Raw genomic sequence first — 6818 nt, 5'->3', positions numbered from 1 at the left:
TTTAGTCAGTTCAAAGGTTCAAAAGAAATGGTCCAGACCGGTATCATGGACCAAGGTGATAAGTATACTAACTATGACATATCCCGAAAGACTTGAACCCAACTTTTAAAAAATGACACACTTAACTGAACATAACCACCGTTTAGCATCAGTTGCCGTTTGCTCTCTGTTCACTTTCGTCACCTATCTGAACATCTGAGTGTCTGAATATCCGAATATCGGTGTCCCTCCTACTCCGGTCTACGGTCTTCCTCCTTCCATCCTCCCAAATCCCCTTTCCTTTCTCCCCTTCCCTCCCTATCTTTTCAGCCATGAACATCGACCTGAAAGGCCTGCTGGCCTCCAAACGTTTATTTATCATCCTGGGGCCGTGTCTTTTCATTTTGCTGCTGCTCTTTGGTGGGCCAGTTGACATGGAGCCAAAAGCCTGGACAGTTGTGGCCTGCACCGTTTGGATTGCCCTCTGGTGGCTCACCGAAGCCATACCCATAGCCATCACCTCCCTCCTCCCTATTTTGCTTTTCTCCGCTACCGGTGCCATGCCAGTTTCCTCGATAACCGGCTACTACTCCAATAATATCATTTACTTGTTCATTGCGGGCTTTATCATCGCTTTGGCGATGGAAAAGTGGAACCTCCACCGGCGCATCGCACTCAATATTATCAAGCGCACGGGCACCAACCAGAAACAGATTTTGTTAGGCTTCATCCTGGCAACAGGCTTCCTCTCTATGTGGATCTCCAACACAGCCACCACCATGATGATGCTCCCCATTGCGCTGAGCATCATCGATCAGCTGACCAAACTGCTCAACAACCCTGAAGACGCAACCTCCTCTCATTTTGGCAAAGCGCTGGTGATTTCCATTGCCTACGCAGCCTCCATAGGTGGGATTGCCACCATTGTCGGCACGCCTACTAATCTCATATTTGTGGAAGCGGCAGGCCAGTTCTATGGTTCCGAAATTCCCTTCGATCTGTGGTTTTTCTATGCCCTTCCACTTACGATAATTTTGGGTGCTTTTCTTTGGTGGGATCTCAGCCACAGGGCCTTCAAACTGAGCAGCATCAAAGTAAAAGGCTCCAAAGAAATCATCGACGGCGAACTTCAGCAATTGGGCTCTATGGGCTACGAGGAGCGTTGGGTAATGGTGATTTTCTCTTTTGTGGCTATAGCCTGGATTTTCAGAACTTACCTGATTGCCCCAATTTTTCCGGGCATAAACGACACCAGTATTGCGCTCATCGGCGCCACTGTCCTTTTTCTGGTGCCAGGGCGACAGACCAAAGGCGAAATGATCATGGACTGGCAAACAGCCAAGCGCCTCCCCTGGGAAGTGATCCTTTTGTTCGGCGGTGCCTTTTCAGTGGCAGGCAGCTTTCAGGAAACCGGGCTCACTGCGTGGATTGGCGGACGGCTTACGCTGCTGGAAAACGTGCACCCTTTGCTGATGCTCCTCATTGTGGTGGCGCTGGTCAATTACCTCACAGAACTGACACAAAACATGGCCACCTGCACACTGATGCTGCCCATTCTGGCAGGACTGGCACAGGCTATTGGTGTGCACCCCTACGGGCTCATGGTTCCCATGACCATTGCCTCTTCGTGTGCCTTTATGCTCCCCGTGGCCACAGCTCCCAACGCCATTGTGTTTGGCTCCGGCACCCTGCAAATGAAAGACATGGTGAGGGCAGGCGTTTGGCTCAATATTTTCGCTACGGTGCTGATAAGCATTTACACCTACTATGTACTGCCACTGATTTGGGGGTTCGATTTCAATTCCTTCCCGGCAGCTTTTGTTAGATAACCCATACCAATTTATGTAAGTGTATTGTCAGGTGTGTTGTCCCCACTCACCTGAACGTGGGATGTTTTCTGATTTTCTTAATTTAGGCGGCAAACTTAGTGCTGATGCGTCCTCAATTGATCCTATTGCTGAAATTACTGGCCTACACGCTGGTGCTGAATGTCCTCCGGTACTATCCCGGCGGCTGGCTCGAAATGTACACCATCATGGAGCCAATGCACCAGCCCATGGCAATGCATCCAGATGCCTTTGGATTTACAAGCAGCGACCTTCCCGCCTCTTACTTTTACAACTTCATGCTTTGGCTCGCAGTGGTACTTATCTTCCACATCGCCAAAGATGCACTCACCGGTAAAATGATTATCAGAAGCCTCAAAGTGTTTGCTCTGTGTTGTCTTTTCTTTTGCAGCCTGGCTGCGGTCTATATGAATCATTTTAACCAAGACATCAGAAGGTTCTTCATGTACAGTATGCTGGATGCCGTGTTGCTTTTCAGCTTTCTGGGAGCAATCAACGGACTGCTATACCCACTTTTTTTCAAGTCGAGAACAACTTAGCTTACCACCGATCCTTCAACCTTTCCCAATTTTCAGCGGCTATCTCAATATACTTTTTCGGATTCATTCGCCATATGCCTTGCACCCGTTCGTTGTAATTAAGGTAGAGCTTCCCTTCGTGAATTGTCCAGCAGTTGGGGTCAGTATGAATTTTGTAGCCGTTATGTACGCCATAGGCACAAAAGCCTCCGAACTGAGGTGCATACTTTTCCGGTTCGGCAACAAACCTCTCTTTGTTCTCCATACTGCTGAAATACCATATTGCCCTATTCCAAGAACAGCTAATTTTCTTTTTACCTGCAAGGCTCTTTTGTTCCAAAAAATAAGCGACAGGATCATATCCGTTAATTGCTCCTCTGCTGTTGTGGAATACCTCTCCCCTCTTTCTGCGCAAGGCGGAAAGCAAAAGCTCTAATCGAAGTGAAAATGATGACATGAGGTTTATTACTTACCAGCAATGTACAAGTCAAGATGGTGATTGTTTGTTTTGACCGGTAGCGATTTTAACACAAAAAATCCGAAATTGGTCGTGCACAAATCCGCTTCTTCTGAAATGAACAAAAGCTATTCGCCCAGCTCTTCTCGTCGTTCCTTCCTTCAAAAGGCTGGTCTTACGGGACTGGCACTACCACTAGCAGGATATCAATTCCTCCATGCAAAGCCTTCAGCTGATGAGTCACGCTCTTTAAGTTTCACTGCCGACAGTAAAACTGTTGGGCGACACAAAGTCGCTGTCTTCTCCAAAGCATTGCAATGGACAGAGCTGAACCAAATGGCCGAGATGGTGGCAGAAAGCGGCATTGACGGGCTCGATCTGACTGTTAGGCCTGGTGGGCATGTAGAGCCCGAGCGGGTAAAGGACGACTTGCCAAAAATAGCCGAAGCAATGAAAAAGGTGGGCAAGGAAATCGTGATGATGACCACGAGCATTGGTGGTGCCGATGAGCCTTACACCAAAGACATTCTCACAACAGCGGGCCAGCTGGGCATTGGTTTTTACCGGATGGACTGGTACAAATATGACAAGCAGAAAAGCATCGACGACAACCTAAAGGCATTTGCTAAGCGAATGACGGATTTAGCCAAACTGAACAAAGCCAACAATATCAAAGCAGGCTACCAAAACCACGCTGGCACAGGCTTTGGTTCGCCGGTTTGGGACCTGGTGCAGGTGCTTCGCCAGGTGAACTCACCCTGGGTAGGCAGCCAGTACGATATCCGCCATGCAGTGGTGGAAGGCGCTAACTCCTGGCCACTGGGGTTTGATCAGGTACAACCCTTTATTAACACCATTGTGATGAAGGATTTTTACTGGGCCAAAAACAACGGCAAATGGAGTGTAACCAATGTACCGCTTGGTGAAGGCATGGTGGATTTCAAAGCCTATATCGAGAAGGTGAAAACTTTATCGGCCAACATGCCCATCACCATTCACCAGGAGTACGACCTGGGTGGTGCGGAACATGGCCACAAAACAGCTAATGTCACCGAAACCCAAATGCTGGCTGCTATGAAGAAAGACATGGCGTTTGTGAAAAACAGTCTCTCGTAGGCAGATCAGACTACAAAAGTTTAGGCAACAGTCCTCGCTATGAAACTGAGCCAAAGCAGCTTGTCGCAGCCAGGCATGATAGAAAAACAAAACTTTTGTAGTCTCGTTCGTTTGAATAAAAATTCCTTTCTTAGTAAGACGTCTTGCCACCAGCGCTGCTGTGGGCACGACATCTTTAATATTGACTCATGGCAAAACCACAAAAATTCACTTTCGAAGCTGTCATTCAAAAACATGGAAACATAGATGCAGCCTATGTCGAATTTCCCTATAGCACCGAAGAGGTGTTTGGTAAAAAGGGCCAGGTAAAAATTGTGGCAGTATTCGACGGCAAGGTGACCTACCGGGGCAGCCTGGCCAATATGGGCCTGGGCTTCCACATGCTGGGCCTCACCAAAGCAGTGCGCAACGACCTGGGCAAATCCTTTGGAGACAAAGTAGCAGTAGAGCTTCAGGAAGACACCGCCCCAAGGGTAGTTGAAGTGCCAGGAGATGCAGCACAGCTTTTGCAGCACAACCCAAAAGCAGCGGCATTTTACGAAAAGCTCTCCTACACCGACAAGAAAGAGTATATCCGCGGGATAGAATCGGCCAAGCGGGAAGAGACCAGACAAAATAGGCTGGTAGTCTTTATTGAGAAGCTTTCGGTAGGGAAGAAATTGGTGGATAAGTGAAACAAGTGGGAGGGTTGAGAGCGGTAGGTAAAGCCAACACTCTGCTTTGATCTGGGTGCCTCAACCATAGTATGTCCCCTTACAGACCAGCCCTCAGTTCGTGCCTCCTCCAAACAAATGACGAAGGCTAGATCGATCAATAATAAACGAATTACTAACCCTTCTCTTCTAGCCACTTAGTTAAGATTATAGTTCATTATGGGTCTTAATAATTATAATTACAGATAATTCTCAGACGTTTTAGTTTAAATAAGTATCTTCGGATACAACCTAAAATACATTCATCAGGTGGATCAGTTTCTACCTGGGTGTTTGAGCCAATCATTTTATGGGAACAATAATAATAAGAGGTACCACTCCAGATTATAACTACGGAAAACTCAGGATCTATCTGGACGATAAAAACATTGGCTATGCCTATCCAAACGGTGTTGAACAGTTTGAAATAGAAGACGGCAACCATAAAGTATATCTCAAAACATGGTGGTTAAAAAGTAGTGTCGTTGATTTTTCCTTAAGTGATACTGCTGTTTTTGAAATGGGGTTTAATCGCATGCTGATAATGATAAATGCCATAGTGATGCTTATCTCTTTTTTTGGCTATATGATCATGGCTGCGAACAAAATCCCGAATTCAAAGTGGATGTTAAGCATCGGATTAGTTGTCTATCTTTCAACTTTTTTTATCCCAGGTCTTCGATTTGTTTTCATTCGAAAAAAGTAGGGGGCGTTTACACTTCTAACGGATAGAACGACCTTTCGGAAGTAAGCCCCATCACCCTGTAACAGGGCAGCAATAGTATACCGGAAACGGTCTGTCGACGACTGACCTGGTTTTGTCCGTGGGTTTTCTTTCCAAAAACCACTAGCTTATACGCTGACTTGCAGCACATTTATTAAAAACAGCAATGAACAACACCCCTCTCCTATTTTTCATAGTTGCTATCGCTCTGGCATCGTGCAGTGGCAAAACCGATAAGAAACTGTCTGCCGACGGAGAATCGCCAACGGATAAAGGTATCCAAGTTACCTTCCCAACCGTCAGCGAGCCTATCCAAATCACCAGCGGAGACAAAGAGCATTTGTTTGCCAGCTACTACGGCATCAACTCTTTCAGCAAATCGCAGAAATACGTGACCGTGTTGGAAACTGACCTAAAGTACCAAATACCTACGGAGACTGACACTGCTACCCTCGGGCTCGTTGACCTCGATACCCACGAGTTCATTCCACTGGCGAAAACACGTGCATGGAATTTCCAGCAGGGCTGCATGGCGCACTGGCTGGGCACATCACCCGACTCATTAATCATTTACAATGACCTGAGGGAGGGGAAGTATGTCTCGGTGATTTTGAACGTTCACACCCGGCAGGAAATCAGGCAAATAGACCGGCCGGTTAGCGCAGTGTCACTTGACGGTACGAAGGCGATCAGTATCAATTTTTCCAGGCTAAGCATCACGAGAAAAGCATACGGCTACGCTGGAGAGGGACAGGATGCGCAAAAAGATGTGCAGGTACCGGAAGACGATGGACTATTCCTGATCGACCTGGCCACCGGAAAGTCAAAGCTGATAGTGTCGATCAACGATGTAAAGGGCATGGTGCACGAATTCAAAGACGAGGACTTGCTGTATTTCAACCACACCCTTTTCAATAAAAGCGGCACCCGGGTTTTCTGGTTGGCTCGTACCCTACCCAACTGGAACACAACTGCCCTGACGGTGAATACTGACGGCACTAACATTCAACGTTGCTTTCCCGATGGCTGGGGTGGCTCTCATTTCGACTGGCTGAACGACAATGAGCTGATGATCACAGCGAGCTATGACGCCGTGCAATATGCTCACATCCTGTTTACCGTAGCGCAACAAGACTACAAAAGGCTTGGCAACGGCCTGCTTGACTACGACGGTCATGGCACGTTTTCACCCGATGGCCGCTGGATGGTGACCGACACCTATCCTTCCAAAAACAGGGAACAGAAAATTTACCTGATGGACATGACAACCGAACCTGTACTGCCTATTGGCCGATTCACCGAGCCAGAAGCTTACACAGGCAACTGGCGATGCGATATTCATTGTCGGTGGAGTCCGGATGGAAACATGATAGGGTTCAATTCTACGCACTCTGGAAGTCGCCAAGTGTATATTTTGAGACTTAACTTCCAATGAACAGGTGCACCCTGCCATGAGCAGCTTTGGGCGACAACCCACCCTACTTC

Annotated in this window: 8 protein-coding genes; 6 read left to right on the top strand and 2 right to left on the bottom strand. The window is 47.5% G+C overall.

Annotation, left to right across the window (positions count from 1 at the left end):
• Nucleotides 1-148 precede the first annotated feature (148 nt).
• Entirely contained in the window at nt 149-313 is a 165-nt protein-coding gene (locus RIG68_RS13190) for a hypothetical protein (RefSeq protein ID WP_350122866.1), read from the bottom strand.
• Between RIG68_RS13190 and RIG68_RS13185 the strand changes: the two genes are divergently transcribed.
• Both RIG68_RS13185 and RIG68_RS13180 read left to right on the top strand, forming a co-directional pair.
• Entirely contained in the window at nt 312-1808 is a 1497-nt protein-coding gene (locus RIG68_RS13185) for an SLC13 family permease (protein ID WP_350122863.1), read from the top strand. The genes RIG68_RS13190 and RIG68_RS13185 overlap by 2 nt on opposite strands.
• Before the next feature lie 104 nt (nt 1809-1912).
• A complete protein-coding gene (locus RIG68_RS13180; protein ID WP_350122860.1) occupies nt 1913-2365 on the top strand; it encodes a hypothetical protein in 453 nt (150 codons plus the stop codon).
• A 1-nt stretch (nt 2366) separates the two neighbouring features.
• On the opposite strand, the gene RIG68_RS13175 is transcribed toward RIG68_RS13180, so the two are convergent.
• Nucleotides 2367-2801, bottom strand: a complete 435-nt coding sequence (locus tag RIG68_RS13175; RefSeq protein ID WP_350122857.1) for a YHS domain-containing (seleno)protein — start codon at nt 2799-2801, stop codon at nt 2367-2369.
• 117 nt (nt 2802-2918) lie between these two features.
• On the opposite strand from RIG68_RS13175, the gene RIG68_RS13170 reads away from it, so the two are divergent.
• The 4 genes from RIG68_RS13170 (at nt 2919) to RIG68_RS13155 (ending at nt 6768) form a co-directional block, all read left to right on the top strand.
• Entirely contained in the window at nt 2919-3917 is a 999-nt protein-coding gene (locus RIG68_RS13170; RefSeq protein ID WP_350122855.1) for a sugar phosphate isomerase/epimerase family protein, read from the top strand.
• Between the two features lie 188 nt (nt 3918-4105).
• Nucleotides 4106-4591 (top strand): YdeI/OmpD-associated family protein, encoded by a 486-nt coding sequence (locus RIG68_RS13165; protein WP_350122852.1) that lies wholly within the window; start codon nt 4106-4108, stop codon nt 4589-4591.
• A gap of 328 nt (nt 4592-4919) precedes the next feature.
• The gene (locus RIG68_RS13160; protein WP_350122849.1) at nt 4920-5315 is read left to right on the top strand and encodes a hypothetical protein; all 396 of its coding nucleotides are present in this window, start codon (nt 4920-4922) and stop codon (nt 5313-5315) included.
• 184 nt (nt 5316-5499) lie between these two features.
• Nucleotides 5500-6768: a TolB-like translocation protein gene (locus RIG68_RS13155; protein ID WP_350122846.1), complete on the top strand. Its 1269-nt coding sequence runs from the start codon at nt 5500-5502 to the stop codon at nt 6766-6768.
• Nucleotides 6769-6818 lie beyond the last annotated feature (50 nt).

It is taken from the genome of Imperialibacter sp. (assembly GCF_040222385.1).
Classification (GTDB): domain Bacteria; phylum Bacteroidota; class Bacteroidia; order Cytophagales; family Cyclobacteriaceae; genus Imperialibacter.
The sequence above is the reverse complement of the archived record's forward strand: the minus strand, read 5'-3'. Positions and strand labels throughout refer to the sequence as shown.

What these genes read in the sequence shown, in the direction of transcription:
- RIG68_RS13185 (WP_350122863.1), top strand. Translation starts at nt 312, where the DNA reads ATGAACATCGACCTGAAAGGCCTGCTGGCCTCCAAACGTTTATTTATC.
- RIG68_RS13190 (WP_350122866.1), bottom strand. Translation starts at nt 313, where the DNA reads ATGGCTGAAAAGATAGGGAGGGAAGGGGAGAAAGGAAAGGGGATTTGG.
- RIG68_RS13180 (WP_350122860.1), top strand. Translation starts at nt 1,913, where the DNA reads ATGCGTCCTCAATTGATCCTATTGCTGAAATTACTGGCCTACACGCTG.
- RIG68_RS13175 (WP_350122857.1), bottom strand. Translation starts at nt 2,801, where the DNA reads ATGTCATCATTTTCACTTCGATTAGAGCTTTTGCTTTCCGCCTTGCGC.
- RIG68_RS13170 (WP_350122855.1), top strand. Translation starts at nt 2,919, where the DNA reads ATGAACAAAAGCTATTCGCCCAGCTCTTCTCGTCGTTCCTTCCTTCAA.
- RIG68_RS13165 (WP_350122852.1), top strand. Translation starts at nt 4,106, where the DNA reads ATGGCAAAACCACAAAAATTCACTTTCGAAGCTGTCATTCAAAAACAT.
- RIG68_RS13160 (WP_350122849.1), top strand. Translation starts at nt 4,920, where the DNA reads ATGGGAACAATAATAATAAGAGGTACCACTCCAGATTATAACTACGGA.
- RIG68_RS13155 (WP_350122846.1), top strand. Translation starts at nt 5,500, where the DNA reads ATGAACAACACCCCTCTCCTATTTTTCATAGTTGCTATCGCTCTGGCA.